Annotated in this window: 14 protein-coding genes; 12 read left to right on the top strand and 2 right to left on the bottom strand. The window is 74.2% G+C overall.

The features are described from left to right. The first annotated feature begins 147 nt into the window (after positions 1–147). Entirely contained in the window at positions 148–1,734 is a 1,587-nt protein-coding gene (gene nadB, locus C5508_RS00645) for an L-aspartate oxidase (RefSeq protein WP_232796820.1), read from the top strand. Next, entirely contained in the window at positions 1,731–2,633 is a 903-nt protein-coding gene (gene nadC / locus C5508_RS00640) for a carboxylating nicotinate-nucleotide diphosphorylase (RefSeq protein WP_104522565.1), read from the top strand. Before nadB ends, nadC begins: the two co-directional genes overlap by 4 nt. Positions 2,634–2,707: 74 nt before the next feature. Here the strand turns inward: nadC and C5508_RS00635 are convergent, their stop codons facing one another. Continuing rightward, positions 2,708–3,742 (bottom strand): LLM class flavin-dependent oxidoreductase, encoded by a 1,035-nt coding sequence (locus C5508_RS00635; protein WP_104522563.1) that lies wholly within the window; start codon positions 3,740–3,742, stop codon positions 2,708–2,710. A 197-nt stretch (positions 3,743–3,939) separates the two neighbouring features. On the opposite strand from C5508_RS00635, the gene C5508_RS00630 reads away from it, so the two are divergent. Beyond that, a complete protein-coding gene (locus C5508_RS00630) occupies positions 3,940–5,871 on the top strand; it encodes a putative bifunctional diguanylate cyclase/phosphodiesterase (RefSeq protein ID WP_232796819.1) in 1,932 nt (643 codons plus the stop codon). 179 nt (positions 5,872–6,050) lie between these two features. On the opposite strand, the gene C5508_RS00625 is transcribed toward C5508_RS00630, so the two are convergent. Beyond that, a complete protein-coding gene (locus tag C5508_RS00625; protein WP_232796818.1) occupies positions 6,051–7,478 on the bottom strand; it encodes a dihydrolipoyl dehydrogenase family protein in 1,428 nt (475 codons plus the stop codon). A gap of 34 nt (positions 7,479–7,512) precedes the next feature. Here C5508_RS00625 and C5508_RS00620 point away from each other — a divergent pair, with 34 nt between their 5' ends. The 9 genes from C5508_RS00620 to C5508_RS00580 all read left to right on the top strand — a co-directional run bounded on the left by C5508_RS00620 (position 7,513) and on the right by C5508_RS00580 (position 16,963). Continuing rightward, positions 7,513–8,025 (top strand): flavin reductase family protein, encoded by a 513-nt coding sequence (locus C5508_RS00620; RefSeq protein WP_104522559.1) that lies wholly within the window; start codon positions 7,513–7,515, stop codon positions 8,023–8,025. A 141-nt stretch (positions 8,026–8,166) separates the two neighbouring features. Then, a complete protein-coding gene (locus C5508_RS00615) occupies positions 8,167–8,682 on the top strand; it encodes a sigma-70 family RNA polymerase sigma factor (RefSeq protein WP_232796817.1) in 516 nt (171 codons plus the stop codon). Next, complete coding sequence (locus tag C5508_RS00610) at positions 8,666–9,757, top strand: hypothetical protein (protein WP_104522555.1); 1,092 nt, start codon at positions 8,666–8,668, stop codon at positions 9,755–9,757. The genes C5508_RS00615 and C5508_RS00610 overlap by 17 nt, the downstream gene beginning before the upstream one ends. 19 nt (positions 9,758–9,776) lie before the next feature. After that, positions 9,777–10,757: an ABC transporter ATP-binding protein gene (locus C5508_RS00605; protein ID WP_232796816.1), complete on the top strand. Its 981-nt coding sequence runs from the start codon at positions 9,777–9,779 to the stop codon at positions 10,755–10,757. Beyond that, a complete protein-coding gene (locus tag C5508_RS00600) occupies positions 10,754–11,602 on the top strand; it encodes an ABC transporter permease subunit (protein ID WP_104522551.1) in 849 nt (282 codons plus the stop codon). The genes C5508_RS00605 and C5508_RS00600 overlap by 4 nt, the downstream gene beginning before the upstream one ends. A gap of 112 nt (positions 11,603–11,714) precedes the next feature. Next, entirely contained in the window at positions 11,715–13,343 is a 1,629-nt protein-coding gene (locus C5508_RS00595; RefSeq protein WP_104522549.1) for a sodium-dependent transporter, read from the top strand. Next, positions 13,340–13,462, top strand: a complete 123-nt coding sequence (locus C5508_RS00590; protein WP_104522547.1) for a methionine/alanine import family NSS transporter small subunit — start codon at positions 13,340–13,342, stop codon at positions 13,460–13,462. The genes C5508_RS00595 and C5508_RS00590 overlap by 4 nt, the downstream gene beginning before the upstream one ends. Positions 13,463–13,537: 75 nt before the next feature. Beyond that, a complete protein-coding gene (locus tag C5508_RS00585) occupies positions 13,538–16,153 on the top strand; it encodes a bifunctional FO biosynthesis protein CofGH (protein ID WP_104522545.1) in 2,616 nt (871 codons plus the stop codon). A gap of 111 nt (positions 16,154–16,264) precedes the next feature. Beyond that, positions 16,265–16,963, top strand: coding sequence for a hypothetical protein (locus C5508_RS00580; protein WP_104522543.1), 699 nt, complete (start codon positions 16,265–16,267; stop codon positions 16,961–16,963). The last annotated feature ends 1 nt before the right edge of the window (position 16,964 follow it).

Genomic DNA, 16,964 nt, shown 5'->3' with positions numbered 1-16,964 from the left:
TGTTACGTCGCTGGCTCTTTATATCGTCTGTTTACTGTCAAGTATTTCTCTCCGACACATTTCGTACCTTGTATCGTATATGTCGTGTTTGTATGTGTACGCTAGCTGCCCAGATCTGCTCTATCCTCTTCGTCTGCAGCGTCAGATGTGTATCAGCGCCAGGCGCTCGCCCTCGCCGAGGCCGGGCGACGCGTCACCGTCGTCACCAAGGGGACGCTCGGGGACGGCAGCACCCGCTGGGCGCAGGGCGGCCTCGCCGCCGTCCTGGGCAGCGACGACGACGTCGCGCTGCACCTCGAGGACACGCTGGTCGCCGGCGCCGGGCTCTGCGACGAGACCGCGGTCGCCACGCTGGTCAGCGAGGCACCGGCCGCCGTCGCGCTGCTGCAGGACCTCGGTGCGCGGCTCGACCTGGCCGACGACGGTCGCCCCGCGCTCACCCGCGAGGGCGGGCACAGCCGCGACCGGATCGTGCACGCGGGCGGGGACGCCAGCGGCGCCGAGGTGACCCGCACGCTGGTCGGAGCCCTCACGGGCGCCGGCGTCGAGGTGCTCGAGCGGACCGTCGCGCTCGACGCGCTCACCAGCGGCCGCGGCGACGTCGTCGGCCTGCGGGTGGCGCGTGCGACGCCCGAGGGTGCGCTCGTCGACGCCGGGGACCTCCGCGCGCACGCCGTCGTCCTGGCCACCGGCGGCTACGGCCAGGCGTACGCCGCCGCCACCAGCCCGGCCGGTGCGACCGGCGACGGGCTCGCTCTGGCCCTGCGCGCCGGGGCCGAGGTGGCCGACGTCGAGATGGTGCAGTTCCACCCCACCGTGCTCTGGCAGGGCCCGGGAGCGGCCGGCCAGCAGGTGCTGATCAGCGAGGCCGTCCGCGGCGAGGGCGCGGTCCTCGTCGACGCCGACGGTCGGCGCGTCATGGCCGGGGCCCACCCGCTGGGCGACCTCGCGCCGCGCGACGTCGTCTCGGCCACGATCGCCGCGCACCTGGCGGCGACCGGCGCCGACTGCGTCTTCCTGGACGCGACCGGCCTGGGCGCGGAGTTCCTGGCCCGCCGCTTCCCCGGCATCCTCGCCGCCTGCCGGGCCGCCGGGTTCGACCTGGCCACCGAGCCGGTGCCGGTCGCCCCGGGCGCGCACTACGCCTGCGGCGGCGTGCTGGCCGACCTCGACGGGCGCACCGGCGTCACAGGGCTCTTCGCCGTCGGTGAGGTCGCCTGCACCGGCGTGCACGGCGCCAACCGGCTCGCGTCGAACTCGATCACCGAGGGGCTGGTCGCCGCCCGGCGGTGCGCCGCACTGCTGGACGCGGAGCTCCCGGCCGATGCCCCGGCTCCCGCGCGACCCCGTCGGGCACGGGCCACCGGTGCCGTCGACCCGGCCGCCCGCGCAGCCATCGGCGTGGCCACCAGCCGGTACGCCGGCGTCGTCCGCAGCGCCGAGGGGCTGACCGAGCTGACCGGCGCGCTGTCGGCCGCACCGCGGCTGGGCGACCGCCCGCTGAGCCTCGCCGCCGTCGAGACCACGGCCGTGCACACCGTGGCCACGCTGCTGGCCACCGCGGCGCTCGCCCGGCCGGAGAGCCGCGGCTGCCACCGCCGCGCCGACGCACCGGACACCCGCCCCGAGTGGCAGGTGCGGCTCGCGCACCGCATCGACGCGTCCGGCCACCTGCGCACGCGCACCGTGCAGCTCACCGCGCCGGGCACCGACCAGACCCAGGGAGTGGCATGACCGGCACCGAGTGGTTCCCGCTGCGCGCGGAGCTCGCCGATGTCCTGCGCGAGGGCGGCCTGGAGCCCACGACGGTGGAGCAGGTGGTCCGCCGCGCGCTCGACGAGGACCTGGCGCTCGGCCCCGACGTGACCACCGTCGCGACCGTGCCCGCCGGCGCGCGCGCGACCGGGGAGATCGTGCCCCGCACCGCCGGCGTCCTGGCCGGTGTGCCGGTCGCCGCCGCCGTCTTCGAGATCGTGGGCGGCGGCGACGTCGAGGTCACCCTGCACGCCGCCGACGGCATGGCCGCCCGGCCCCGCACACCGGTCCTCGGCGTCACCGGTCCGACCCGGTCGCTGCTCACCGCCGAGCGCACCGCGCTGAACCTGATCAGCCACCTGTCCGGCGTGGCCACGCTGACCCGCCAGTGGGTGGACGCGGTGACGGGCACCTCCGCCGCGATCCGCGACACCCGCAAGACGATCCCGGGGCTGCGCGCGCTGGAGAAGTACGCCGTCCGCTGCGGTGGCGGCGTCAACCACCGGATGGCGCTCGGCGACGCCGCCCTGGTCAAGGACAACCACGTCGCCGCGGCCGGCGGGATCACGGCCGCGGTGGAGGCGGTGCGGACGCACGCGCCGACGATCGCCCTCGAGGTGGAGTGCGACACCCTCGAGCAGGTGCGCGAGGCGATCGCGGCCGGCGTGGAGCTGATCCTGCTGGACAACTTCTCGCTCGGGGACACCCGCACGGCGGTCGGGCTGGTCGGCGGCACGGGCGTGCGGCTGGAGGCCAGCGGCGGGCTCTCGCTCGACCGGGCGGCGGGCGTCGCGGCCACCGGCGTCGACTACCTCGCTGTCGGCGCCCTCACGCACAGCGCGCCGGTGCTCGACCTCGGCTTCGACCTGCGCGCCTGAACCGACGGCGAGATCTGCACATTCGCCCCCATCGCGGACACTGAGGGGGCGAGTGTGCAGATCTCGCCGGGTGATCAGCGCTGGTCGGGGTGGACCCAGCCGATGGCCGGGGCGACGTGCTTGGTGATGTTCTCCAGCAGCCGGGCGTTGTAGTCGACGCCCAGCATGTTCGGCACGGTGATCAGCAGGGTGTCGGCCTCGCGCACCGCGGCGTCCTTGGCCAGCTGCTCGGCGAGCACGTCCGGCTCCGCGGCGTAGCTCTTGCCGAACCGCGACCGGACGCCCTCCAGGAGCCCGACCTGGTCCTGGCTGGACCGCTCGCTCCCGAAGTAGGCGCGGTCCTCGTCGCTGACCAGCGGGACGACGCTGCGGCTGACCGACACCCGCGGCTCGCGCTCCCAGCCGGCGGCGGCCCAGGCGGCGCGGAACCGCTCGATCTGCTCCGCCTGCAGCTGGTCGAAGGGAACGCCGGTGTCCTCGCTCAGCAGCGTGGAGCTCATCAGGTTCATGCCCTGCTGCGCGGTCCACTCGCCGGTGGCGAACGTGCCCGAACCCCACCAGATTCGCTCGGCCAGCCCCGGCGACTGCGGCTGGACCGGCAGCCGGCCGGACCTGCCGCCGGTCATCCGCGGATCGGCGTCGGCCACCGGCTCGCCGGAGATCGCGGCCAGGAACAGCGCGGTCTTCTGGCGGGCGAGGTCGGCGTCGGTGCTGTCCGGGCCCGGCACGTAGCCGAACGCCTCCGAACCGCGCAGCGCCGTCTCCGGTGATCCCCGGCTGACGCCCAGCTGCAGCCGGCCGTTGCTGATCAGGTCGGCCGCGGCCGCCTCCTCCGCCATGTACAGCGGGTTCTCGTACCGCATGTCGATGACGCCGGTGCCGAGCTCGATCCGGGAAGTGCGGGCCGCCATCGCCGCCAGCAGCGGGAAGGGCGAGGCGAGCTGCCGGGCGAAGTGGTGCACCCGCACGTAGGCGCCGTCGAGCCCGAGCTCCTCGGCGGCCACCGCCAGCTCGATGCTCTGCACCAGCGCGTCCTGCCCGGTGCGCACCTGCGACCCGGGGATGGGCTGCCAGTGCCCGAAGGACAGGAACCCGATCCGCTTCTCCACGCCACGTCCTCTCGTCGATGTCTGCTGGCGCAGCGCCTACGAGGGCGCCCCGATTCCCCTGGTGCATGGCAGATCACTGTCGTGCGCGGGGCCCGTGGGACTCGTGAGGCCGGAGACCACCCACTGTGACGGGTCGACCACGACTCTCCGGAAACCGCCTCCGTCACTTCTTGCCTGCGATGCGGAACGCTGTTCCGGTGAGCCTTCCCGCACCCGAGACGCCCCGGACCCCGGGCATGCCCGGCGGCACCGCCGGGCAGCGCTTGCGGGCCATCGACACGCTGCTCGCCGACCGGGGTCAGCTGTTCCAGGCGCTCTTCCTCTCCGCGCCGATCCCCAAGGCCCTCGTCGACCTCGACGGGCACGTGCTGGTGGCCAACCCGCGGATGTGCGCCCTGACCGGCCGCACCCCCGAGAGCCTCTCCGGCCGGCACATCGACCTGCTGGCACACCCCGACGACCCGCCGGTGGGCGACCTCGGCCTGGAGCCCGCCGTCGGCGAGCCGGCCCTGGACCCCAATCTCCTGCTGGACGGCGAGCGCCGGCTGCGCCGCTCCGACGGCAGCGAGCTGTGGGTCGTCCAGTCCCACGAGGTCGTGCGCCAGAACAACGGGACGCCGCAGTTCGTCGTCCTGTCGATGGTCGACGTCACCGACCGCCGCCGCGCGGAGGAGGACGCCGTCCGCCGCGCCTACACCGACCCGCTGACCGGCCTGCCCAACCGCCGCGCGCTCACCGACCGGCTGCGGCACGCCGTCGCGCTGTCCCGCCGCCGGGGCCTGCAGGTGGGCCTGGTCCACCTCAACATCGACCGCTTCCAGGCGGTCAACGAGGCGATGGGCCACGAGGCCGGCGACCTGGTGCTCAGCCAGTTCGCCGACCGGCTCCGCTGGAGCACCCGGGTCGAGGACACCGCCGTGCGGCTCGGCGCCGACGAGTTCCTGGTCGTCGCCGAGGACGTCGAGGACCTCGACGGCCTACGCGCCCTGGCCGACCGGCTGCTCGGCGTCCTGGACGAGCCGTTCGTCGTCCACGACCGCGAGCTGACCCTCTCGGCCAGCGTCGGGCTCACCCTCGGCTCCGACATGACCCCCGACGACCTGCTGCGCCAGGCGCACAGCGCGCTCACCAAGGCGAAGTCCGACGGGCAGCGCGCCCGCGTCGAGGTGCACGAGGGCGCGCTCACCCGCAACGAGGTCGACGCCCTGCAGCTGGAGACCGATCTGCGCCACGCGCTGGACAACGAGGAGCTGCGGCTCTTCTACCAGCCGATCGTGCACCTGGCCGACGAGACGCTGCTCGGCTACGAGGCGCTGATCCGCTGGCAGCACCCCACCCGCGGGCTGCTCCCGCCGGGCGCCTTCCTCGACGCCGCGGAGAACAACCGGCTCACCTCCAAGCTGGGCGCCTGGGTGCTCCGCCGCGCCTGCCTGGACGCGGTCACCTGGCCCGAAGACCTGCGGGTGCACGTCAACATCTCCGCCCGGCACCTCGCCGAGGACGGCTTCAGCGAGCTGGTCGCCGCCGCGCTCGAGGAGTCCGGCCTGCCGCCGCACCGCCTGGAGCTGGAGATCACCGAGTCGACGGCGCTGTTCGCCGCCGAGGCCACGCTGCACTCGGTCGCCGTCGTCACCCAGCAGGGCGTCACCCTCGCCCTCGACGACTTCGGCACCGGCTACTCGGCCATCACCGCGCTGCACCGGCTGCCGATTCACACCGTCAAGATCGACCGCTCCTTCGTCGCCGACGTCGTCACCGAGCCCTCGACCGCCGCGCTCGTGCACGGCCTGCTGCAGCTGGGCCGCGGCATGGGGCTGCAGGTCATCGCCGAGGGCATCGAGGACCTGGACCAGGCCGACTGGCTGCTCAGGCACGGCTGCGCGATGGCCCAGGGCTTCGCCTTCGGTCGTCCCGCACCGCTGCCGAGCCCGGCGGAGGTGCTCATGAGCGAGGTCACCCAGGCCCCGGTCGAGGACGTCGCCGGCCCGCTCCTGCCCGAGCCGCCCGCACCGCCGGTGGAGCTCCCCCGGCCGCGGATCCCCTCGACGCCCGAGGCGCACGACCTGCACGACACCGGGTCGTTCCTGGCGCGCAGCCTCTTCGACGAGCTCGCCGACCCCGACGACTGACGAAGCACCTTGTCCTGAAGCCGGGGCACTATGTGCACAAAGGGCCCGGACTCGAGTGCACAAATGGCTCAGGACGACGACGTCGTCACCCCGGGCGGCCAGCGCCCGCCGCAGGAGCCCACCCACCTGACCGGTGCCGCCCGGCAGAACGATCGTCACCGGGGGAACCCAGTGCGACGTCAGCCGCGGTAGGTCTCCAGCAGCCGCAGCCAGATCTCGCTGATGGTCGGATAGGCCGGGACGGCGTGCCACAGCCGCGCGATCGGCACCTCGCCCACCACGGCGATGGTCGCCGCGTGCAGGAGCTCGGCGACCGCCGGGCCGACGAAGGTGACCCCGAGCAGCACCTCGCGCTCGGTATCCACGACGGCGACGGCGGTGCCGGTGTAGCCGTCGGCGAACAGCGCGGCGCCGGCGATGCTGCCGATCGGGTACTCGACCACGCGGTGCGGCAGGCCCGCGTCGGCCGCCTGCGCCGCCGTCCGCCCCACGCTGGCGACCTGCGGGGAGGTGAACACCACCGAGGGGGTGGCGACGTCGTCGGCGGTGGCGGCGAACGGCGACCACGGCGCGACGTCGACCTCCTCGCCGCGGGAACGAGCGACGATCGCCGCGCCCGCCTGGCGGGCCTGGTACTTGCCCATGTGCGTCAGCTGCCGGCGGCCGTTGACGTCGCCGACGCCGTAGAGCCAGGCCGAGCCCTCGACCCGCAGCGTGGCGTCGACCGGGAGGTACTCCCCCGGCTCCAGGCCCACGGTGTCGGCACCGATGTCGTCCGTGCGGGCCGCGCGGCCGACCGCGACGAGCACCTCGTCGCCGCGGAACTCCCCGCCGTCGTCGGTGCTCAGCACGACCTCGGTGCCGTCGCGGCGGGCGCCGGTCACCGCGGTGCCCAGCCGGACGTCGACCCCGGCATCGCGCAGCGCGGCGGTGACGGCATCCCCGGCCTGGGGCTCGAGCGCCGGCAGCAGCCGCGGCCCCCGCTGGAGGACCGTGACCTGCGATCCCAGCGCCTGCCAGGCGGTGGCCATCTCGCAGCCGACGTAGCCGCCGCCGAGCACGAGCAGCCGGCCCGGGGCCTCCTTGGCGCTGGTCGCCTCGCGGGGGCTCCACGGGGCGACGTCGGCCAGCCCGTCGATCGGCGGGACCGAGGCCCGTGAGCCGGTGCAGACGGCGACGGCGTGCCGCGCGGTCAGCCGGACCGTGCCGCCCTCGGCGTCGGTGACGACGACGGTGCGCTCGCCGTCGAGCCGCCCGGTGCCGCGCAGCAGGTCGATCCCGGCCGAGGCCACCCACTCGGCCTGGCCGGAGTCGTCCCAGTGCGAGGTGAAGGAGTCGCGGCGTGCCAGGGTGGCGGCGACGTCCTGCTCCCCGGTGACCGCCTCGGCCGCGCCGGGCACCGCCCGGACCTCGGCCAGCGCCTCGGTACCGCGCAGCAGCGCCTTGCTGGGCATGCAGGCCCAGTAGGAGCACTCACCGCCGACCAGCTCCGGCTCCACCAGGACGGCGGAGAGCCCACCGCGGACGACGACGTCGGCCACGTTCTCCCCGGTCGAGCCGGCCCCGAGGACGACGACGTCGCACGTGCGTTCCGCTGCGTCCGCCACGGCACCATCCTCCGGTTGTGATCGACTGACCGCCATGCCGGTCGACCGCAGCGAGTTCGCCGCCGCCCTGGCCCAGTACGCCGCCGGGGTCTGCCTGCTCACGGTGCGGGACGACATCGACGACGTCGGCACGACGGTCAGCTCGGTGATGAGCGTGTCCGCGCAGCCGCCGCTGGTCGCCGTGGGGCTGACCGCCGACGGCTATCCGGCCGAGGTGCTCGAGGCGGTCGGCACCTGCGCGCTCACGGTGCTCGCGGCACCGCACGCGATCGTCGCCTCACGGTTCTCCTCGGCGGGGCGGCCGAGCGCGCGGCACCTGCTGGAGACGGTGCCCTGGACGCGGGCCGAGGGCAGCGGCGGGATCGTGCTGCGCGAGGCCCCCGCCGCACTGGACTGCCGGCTGGAGCGTCTGGTCGAGGCCGGGAACCACGTGCTGGCCCTGCTGGAGGTGGTCGGCGTGCCGGTGCTGAACCCGGCGGTCGCGCCGCTGCTGCGACTGCGCGGCCGGTTCGTGGACGAGACGGGTGCCCAGGCCGGACGTGCGTGAGGCGCCGCGGCGCGGATGTCACATCCGGGGCCGCGGCGGTGCTGATCAGGTATGGAGCTCGTACATCGGGGACGACCGGCGGCCGCCGTCGTCCTGGCACGCCCCCGCGGCGCGGGAGGCCGGCTCGAAGGGTTCGGTGCCGTGGCGGGAGCGACGACGCCGGTGCGGCCCGACCTCGAGGAGGTCTTCCGCCGCGAGTACGCGCGGGTCGTGGGGGTCGCCGCCCGGGTGCTCGGCTCGCGGGACGAGGCCGAGGACGTGGCCCAGGAGGTCTTCCTCTCCTTCGGCCGCACGGCGGTCCCCGCCGGTGAGGCCGGCGGCTGGCTGTCGGTGGCCGCCGCGCACGCCGCGCTGAACCTGATCCGCTCGGGCCGCCGCCGGGCGTCCCGCGAGGAGGCCGTCGCCGCGGGCTCCGACGCCGAGGTCCCCGACGTGGCCGAGGCGGTCCTCACCCGCGAGGACCGCAGCCGCGTGCGGGCCGCCCTCGCCACACTCCCCCGCACCCAGGCCGTCGCCCTGGTGCTCCGGCACAGCGGCCTCAGCTACGCCGAGGTCGCCACCGCACTCGACCTGTCCCCCGGCAGCATCGGCACGACGGTCCGTCGCGCCGAGTCCGCCCTGCGCAAGGAGCTGAACCGTCATGCGTCATCCGAGTGAGGGCGTGCTGCGCCGGCTGGTCGACGAGCCCGCCGGTGTCCCCGACGCCGACCGCAGCCACGTCGCCGCCTGCTCCACCTGCCTGCGCGCCCTCGACGAGGTCCGCGCCGACGCCGAACTCGTCGGTGCCGCCCTGACGACGTCCGGTGCTGCCGCTGTCGATGCCGACGCGGCCTGGGCCCGGTTCTCGGCAGCTCCCGCCGCCCCGGCGCCGACCCCCGCGTTCCGTCCCGCACCCGCCGCGCGCAACCGCTGGCGCTCCGCCGTCCGTCGCCCCGCCGTCGCCGCGCTCGGCGCCACGGTGCTGCTCACCGGTGCGGGTGTGGCCGCGGCCAACGACTGGCTGCCGATCTTCTCGGCCGAGCGCATCGACCCGGTCCAGGTGACCAGCGCCGACCTGGTCCAGATCCCCGACCTGTCGGCCTACGGCGACCTGCAGTTCACCCGGGAGCCCGATCCGGAGCAGGTGCCCGACGCCGCGACCGCGCAGGAGCGCACCGGTCTCGCGGTGCCCGAGGTCGGCGCGCTGCCCGAGGGCGTCACCGGCGATCCGACCTACCAGGCGGCCGGCCTCGTGGAGGCGACCTTCACCTTCTCCGCCGCCAGGGCCGCACAGGCCGCGGCCGCCGAGGGCGAGGTGCTGCCACCCCCGCCCGCCGGCCTCGACGGCAGCATGCTGCGGCTGCAGGCCGGACCGGGCGTCGCGGCGATGTGGGCCCAGCCGACCGGTGTGCCGACGCTCGTCGTCGCGCGGGTGGGCGCGCCCACCGTGGCGTCATCGGGCGTGCCGTTCGAGACCGTCCGGGACTACCTGCTGTCGCTGCCCGGGCTGCCCGACGGGGTCGCCGACCAGCTGCGCAGCCTCTCCCCGGACGCCGGCACGCTGCCGCTGCCCGTGCCGGCCGAGCTGGTGACCAGCTCGACGGCCGACGTCGACGGCACCGAGGCGACCGTGCTCACGTCCCGCGACGGGCTGTTCGCCGGGGTGGTCTGGGTGGAGGACGGCGTGATGACCGGCGTCGCCGGAACGCTGAGCGCCGACGAGCTGCTGTCGGTCGCCCGTGGCCTCCGCTGACGCCGCTACCGTCCGCGGCGTGACCTCTGGCGCCGTCGGGCTCGCGGACCTGCCGCCGTCCCCGGCGGTCTGGTGCTCCGGGCTGCGCAAGCGGTACGGACGCCGGACCGCGGTGGACGACGTCTCCTTCACCGTGGGCCGCGGCGAGGTGGTCGGCCTGCTCGGACCCAACGGCGCTGGCAAGACCAGCGTCATCAAGATGCTGCTCGGGCTGGTGCGCCCCGACGCGGGCGAGGTGCTGCTGCTGGGCCGGCCGTCGAGCGACCCCCGGTCGCGCAGCGCCGTCGGGTACCTGCCCGAGCTCTTCCGCTACCAGCCGTGGCTGACCGCCTCGGAGGTCCTGGACCTGCACGTGAAGCTGGCCGGTGCCGACGTGCCGCGGGTCGAGCGGCGCCAGTGCCTGGCCCTCGTCGGCCTCGCCGAGCGCTCCGGTGACCGGGTGGGCGGGTTCTCCAAGGGCATGCAGCAGCGCCTCGGCCTCGCCGTCGCGCTCGTCGCGCGCCCTGAGCTCGTGGTCCTCGACGAACCGACCAGCGCGCTCGACCCGCTGGGCCGGGTCGACGTCCGCGACATCGTGCTGTCGCTGAAGTCCCGCGGTGTCGCCGTCCTGCTCAACTCCCACCTGATCGGCGAGGTGGAGCGGGTGTGCGACCGGGTCGTGATCCTCGACCAGGGCCGGGTCGCCGCATCCGGCACGCTGGCCGAGCTGCTCGGCCAGCGTGAGGTCCGGCTGCGGCTGGCCGGCGCCGACCAGCGGGCCGAGGCCCGCCTGCGGACCGCCGGCGCGATGTCCCGGAGCGGGGACTGGTTCACCGTCCAGCTCGCCTCCGACGACGACGGCGTCACCGTGCCCGACCTCGTGCGCGACCTGGTCGGGTTCGGCGTCCGCGTGCACGCCGTCGAGCCGGTGCGGATCAGCCTCGAGGAGCGCCTGCTCGCCGTGCTCAGGCATGAGGAACCGAGCCACGAGGAGCCGGACAAGCCGGGAGTCGAGCCGTGATCGCGCTGACCGTCGCCGCCCTGACACTCCGGGAAGCCTTCCGGCGCCGCGTCGTCTGGGCCCTGCTGGTGCTCACGCTCGTGCTGCTGGTCCTCAGCGGCTGGGGCTTCTCCAAGTTGATCGGCCTGGACACCGACCTCGGCACCATGACCAGCGGCGAGGCCCGGCTGATCGCCTCGGTGCTGCTGAACCTGATCATGTTCGGGTTCAGCCTGATCGCCGCGATCGGCACCGCGTTCCTGGCCGGGCCGACGCTGTCCGGCGAGGTGGAGTCGGGGCAGGCCCTGGCGATCCTCGCCCGGCCGGTCCGCCGCTCGTCGGTCCTGCTCGGCAAGTGGCTGGGCCTGCTCACCTTCGGCTGCGGCTACGTGGCCCTGGCCGGGCTGGCGCAGCTGCTCGTGGTGCGGTGGGCGGTCGGTTACTGGCCGCCGGAACCGGCCACCGGGCTCCTCCTGCTCGCGGCCGAGACCGTCGTGCTGCTGACCCTGGCCCTGCTGCTGTCCAGCGTCGTCTCCCCCATGGCGTCGGGGATCATCGCGGTCGGCCTCTTCGGGGCGACCTGGGTGGCCGGCGTCGTCGGCGGGATCGGCGGAGCGCTGGGGAACGAGGGTGTCGAGCGGGTGGGCTCGGTGTCGCGGGTGGTGCTGCCCACCGACGGCCTGTGGCGCGGCGCGATGAACGCCTTCCAGGACCCGTTCGCGCTCGCCCAGATGGGTCAGGGCGAGGCCGGCTTCCCTTTCCTCAGCGATGCTCCGCTCACCGCCGCCTACCTGGCCTGGGCGGCGATCTGGATCGCCGTCGTCTGGGGGTTGACCGCGCTGTCCTTCCAGCGCCGGGACGTCTGAGGCGCCACCCCTCCCCAGGTGGGGCACGGTCCTGACATCCTCTTCCCCACGAGCGCGCTCGACCGGTGCTCGATGTGCGGGCAGGGCCGTGCACCACGACGGAGGGGATCGCATGAGCACGACGGCGGAGGGAGCCGCGGAGCAGGCGGACGCGGAGCGCCGCCGCGGCGGGTTCAGCTCCCGGCGCGTCTTCATCCTGGCGGCGATCGGGTCGGCCGTCGGTCTCGGCAACATCTGGCGGTTCCCCTACGTCGCGTACGAGAACGGCGGCGGGGCCTTCGTGCTGCCCTACCTGGTCGCGCTGCTCACCGCGGGCATCCCGTTCCTGCTGCTCGACTACGCGATCGGCCACCGTCACCGGGGCTCGGCGCCGCTGTCCTTCGCGCGGCTGCGCCGCGGCACCGAGGGGTTCGGCTGGTGGCAGGCGGCCATCTGCTTCGTCATCGCCGTCTACTACGCCGCGGTGCTCGCCTGGGCGCTGCGCTACACGTTCTTCTCGCTCGACCAGGCCTGGGGTGCCGATCCCGAAGCGTTCTTCTTCGGCGAGTTCCTGCAGGCGGGGGACGTCGAGGTCACCGCCGACGTCGTGCCCGGGGTGCTCGTACCGCTCGCGATCGTCTGGCTGGCCGTCCTCGTGATCATGGCCCTCGGCGTCCAGCGCGGGATCGGTGCGACCTCGCTGATCTTCATCCCGGTGCTGGTGCTCGCCTTCGTCGTCCTCGTCGTGCAGGCGCTGCTACTGCCTGGTGCCGGGAGCGGCCTCGACGCGCTGTTCACGCCCGACTGGTCGGCACTCACCTCGGCCTCGGTCTGGGCCGCCGCGTTCGGCCAGATCTTCTTCTCGTTGTCGATCGGCTTCGGCATCATGATCACGTACGCCTCGTACGTCGGCCGTCGCGAGGACATGGTCGGGTCCGGCCTCGTCGTCGGCTTCTCGAACTCCGGCTTCGAGCTGCTCGCCGGGATCGGCGTGTTCGCCGCCCTCGGCTTCATGGCCCAGGCCGGCGGGGTCGCGGTCGGCCAGGTCGCCAGCGGGGGCATCGGGCTGGCCTTCATCGCCTTTCCGACGATCATCAGCGAGGCGCCGGCGGGCGCCCTCCTCGGCGTCCTGTTCTTCGGGTCGCTGGTCATCGCCGGCATCACCTCGCTGATCAGCGTGATCGAGGTGGTGATCTCCGCCGTCCGCGACAAGTTCGAGACGAGCCGGCTCAGCGCGACCCTCGCCGTCGTCGTTCCCACCGCAGTGCTGAGCCTGATCCTGTTCAGCACGACGAGCGGCATCTACGTGCTCGACGTCGTCGACCACTTCGTCAACCAGTACGGCATCCTCGTCGTGGCGCTGGTCAGCATGCTGGTCGTCGCCTGGGTGCTCCGGGTCCTGCCCCGGCTCGGCGAGCACCTGAACGTGCACGGCCGGCCCCGGGTCGGCACGGGCTGGCGGGTGCTCACGAGCATCGTGGCCCCGCTGGGCCTGGCCGTCGTGCTGGTCCTCGCGCTGCGGGACGACCTCTCCGCGCCCTACGGGGACTACCCGACCTGGCTCCTGGTGGTCTTCGGCTGGGCCGTGGTGGTGGCGCTGCCGCTGATCGGCTTCCTGCTCGCGCGGATGCCGTGGCGTGCCGGGACGCACCTGGACGGTCCGCCACCCGGCTCGGATCCGGCGCTGCCGCTGCATCCGACCCCCGACTCGACCTCGGGCACCCGCCCGGGGGCGGCGTCCGACGAGGGAGGCTCCCGATGAGCACGGAAGCGGTCGTGATGATGGTGGTCGCGATGCTGGTGATCTGGGGTGGTCTCGGGCTGGCCATCGTGAGCCTGCTGCGCCACGGCGCCGTCGAGGACCGCGCCGACGACGCCTGACGCCTCGCGGCGGGGGCGCGGAAACCGGGGTGGGAAGGCGCTGCGTTCCCGACCGGGGCTAGCGTCGGTGCTGCTATGAGCGCACTGCCTGCACCGACCGAGTCCGCCGTCCGCCGTGCCCTGGTCCGCGCCGAACGCGGCGTGACCCTCGACGCCGTGGAGGCCGAGACCCTGCTGCACGTCCGCGGCCTGGACGAGGGGCAGCCGCTGGACCGGCTCCTCACCGCCGCCGGCCGGGTCCGCGACGCCGGTCTGGCGTCGGCCGGCCGCCCGGGCGTGGTGACCTACAGCCGCAAGGTGTTCATCCCGCTCACCCACCTGTGCCGTGACCGCTGCCACTACTGCACCTTCGTGACGACGCCGGGGCAGCTGCGCGCCCAGGGTAAGGCGCCCTACCTCTCCCCCGACGAGGTGCTCGAGGTCGCCCGGGCCGGTGCGGCGATGGGGTGCAAGGAGGCGCTGTTCACCCTCGGCGACCGCCCCGAGGAGCGCTGGCCGGTCGCGGCGGAGTGGCTGGAGGCGCACGGCTTCGACTCCACGCTGGGCTACCTGCGCGCGATGGCGATCCGGGTGCTGGAGGAGACGGGCCTGCTCCCCCACCTCAACCCCGGCGTGCTGTCGTGGGAGGAGATCCAGCGGCTCAAGCCGGTCGCGGCCTCCATGGGGATGATGCTGGAGACGACGGCGACCCGGCTCTGGTCGGAGCCCGGCGGCCCGCACTACGGCTCGCCGGACAAGGAGCCCGCCGTCCGGCTGCGGGTGCTGGAGGACGCCGGGCGCTCCGCCGTGCCGTTCACCACCGGCGTGCTGCTGGGTATCGGTGAGGACTACGCCGAGCGGGTGGACGCCGTGCTGCAGATCCGGGCCTCGGCACTGCGGCACGGGCACGTGCAGGAGACGATCGTCCAGAACTTCCGGGCCAAGCCGCGCACCGCCATGCAGGCGCACGACGACCTGGACCTCCAGGAGTACGTCGCCGCCGTCGCCGTCACCCGGCTGCTGCTCGGTCCGAAGGCGCGGGTGCAGGCGCCGCCGAACCTGAGCGACTCCACCGAGCTGGGACTGCTGCTGCGCGCTGGGGTCGACGACTGGGGTGGGGTGTCCCCGTTGACCCCCGATCACGTCAACCCCGAGCGGCCCTGGCCGAACATCGACAAGCTGGCCGCGCTCTCCGCCGAGGCCGGGTTCGAGCTGCGCGAGCGGCTGGCCGCCCAACCCCCGTACGTGCGGCAGCCCGAGCCGTGGCTGGATCCCCGGGTGCGCCCGCACGTCGACGCGCTCGCCGGCCCGGACGGGCTGGCCATCGAGGGGCGCAACCCCGTCGGCCTGCCGTGGCAGGAGCCGGACGAGGCCTGGACGGTGCTCGGGTCCGGATCGGGCCGAGTGGACCTGCACGTCGAGGTGGACACCGTCGGGCGCACCGGCGACCGGCGCAGCGACTTCGACGCCGTCTACGGCGACTGGGCCGAGCTGCGCTCCCGCACCGAGAGCGCCCGGGACGGCTCGTCGACCGCACTGGCTGCCGGGGACCCGGAGGTGCTGGCCGCGCTGCTGCACGCCGAGCAGGACCCGGCGGGGCTGACCGACGCCGAGTACCTGGCGCTGCTGGGCGCCGACGACACCGACCTGGAGAACCTGTGCGCGCTCGCCGATGCCGTGCGCGCCGACGTCAACGGCGACGACGTCACCTACGTCGTGAACCGGAACATCAACTTCACCAACGTCTGCTACACCGGCTGCCGGTTCTGCGCCTTCGCGCAGCGGCGCACCGACGCGGACGCGTACACGCTCTCGATGAGCCAGGTCGGCGACCGTGTCGACGAGGCGTGGGCGGCCGGGGCCACCGAGATCTGCATGCAGGGCGGGATCCACCCCGACCTGCCCGGCACCGCCTACTTCGACCTGGCACGGGAGGTGAAGGCGCGGCAGCCCGGCATCCACCTGCATGCGTTCTCACCGATGGAGATCGTCAACGGGGCCGCGCGCACGGGCCTGTCGTTCCGCGAGTTCCTCACCGGGCTCAAGGAGGCCGGGCTCGACTCGATCCCCGGCACGGCCGCGGAGATCCTCGACGACGACGTCCGCTGGGTGCTGACCAAGGGCAAGCTGCCGACGGCGACCTGGCTGGAGATCATCGGCACCGCGCACGAGGTCGGGATCCCGACGACGTCGACGATGATGTACGGCCACGTGGACACCCCGGCGCACTGGGTCGCCCACCTGCGGACCCTCGCCGCGCTGCAGGACCGGACCGGCGGCTTCACCGAGTTCGTGCTGCTGCCCTTCGTGCACCACAACTCGCCGATCTACCTGGCCGGCGTCGCCCGGCCCGGACCGACGGTGCGCGAGAACCGGGCGATCCACGCCGTCGCCCGGCTGCTGCTGCACGGCCGGATCCCCAACATCCAGACCTCCTGGGTCAAGCTCGCCGACGCCGGCACCAAGGCGGTGCTGCAGGGCGGGGCCAACGACCTCGGCGGCACGCTGATGGAGGAGACGATCAGCCGGATGGCCGGCAGCGAGAACGGCTCGCTGAAGACCATCGCCGAGCTGGAGGCGATGGCCGCCGCGATCGGCCGGCCCGCGCGCCAGCGCACGACCGAGTACGGGACCCCGTCGGCCGAGCGACTGGCCACCGCCCGCTCCGACGAGGGCCGCGCCCGGCTCACCCTCTCCATCACGCCGTCCTGACCCCGGGTCCGGTCGGGAGTTCTTCCCGACCGGACCGGGAACCGGCCCGATGTGCCGGGACCGGCACGCACCGACGCTCCTCCTGCAGCCACCACCGACAGGAGGAACCCGATGTCCCAGGCCCTGACCCAGACGCCGCCCCGAGCGGGCACCCACTCCCCCGCGCTGTGGCGGGTCGCCGGAGGACTGGCCCTCGCGCACGTCGTCCTGCTCTTCGCCGGCTTCAGCCAGGAACGCACCACCGCCCTGGGCGACGATCTCGACGAGGTCCGGTACGCCCTGGCCGAGGGCAGCCTCACCCGCAGCCTGGCCGGTGGGTACGTCGAGTCACTGGCCTTCGTGCTTCTCCTGCCGGTACTCGTCTTCCTCGCCCGGTCGGTCGGCACCCGCACTCCCGTCGGCCGGTGGGCCGCCGGCACCTCGCTCGTCGCCGGGGTCACCTACGTCGCGATCACGCTCTCCACCGGGATGGCGGCCGGTGCGGCCGCGCTCTACGGCGGTCACTCCAGCGTCGACCTCGAGACCGCGCGGATGGTCGCCGACGTGCGCAACTTCGCCTTCTTCCTCAGCCTGCTCGTCCTGGCGCTCCAGGCCGCGGCTCTGGGCGTGGCCGCCCTCAGCGACCGCTTCTCCCCCCGGTGGACCGGCATCGGCGGAGTCGCGGTGGGCGTCGTGCTGCTGGTCGGCGTGGCCGGAGCCGCCCTGGAACTGCACGGATACGCGTCCCTGGTCTGGACCGTGTGGTGGGTCGGCGTCGCGATCGCCCTGATCCGGAACGCCCCCATTCCCGCGGCGGATGCGCGATCCTGAC

It is taken from the genome of Blastococcus atacamensis, from assembly GCF_002938425.1.
GTDB lineage: Bacteria > Actinomycetota > Actinomycetes > Mycobacteriales > Geodermatophilaceae > Blastococcus > Blastococcus atacamensis.
The sequence above is the reverse complement of the archived record's forward strand: the minus strand, read 5'-3'. Positions and strand labels throughout refer to the sequence as shown.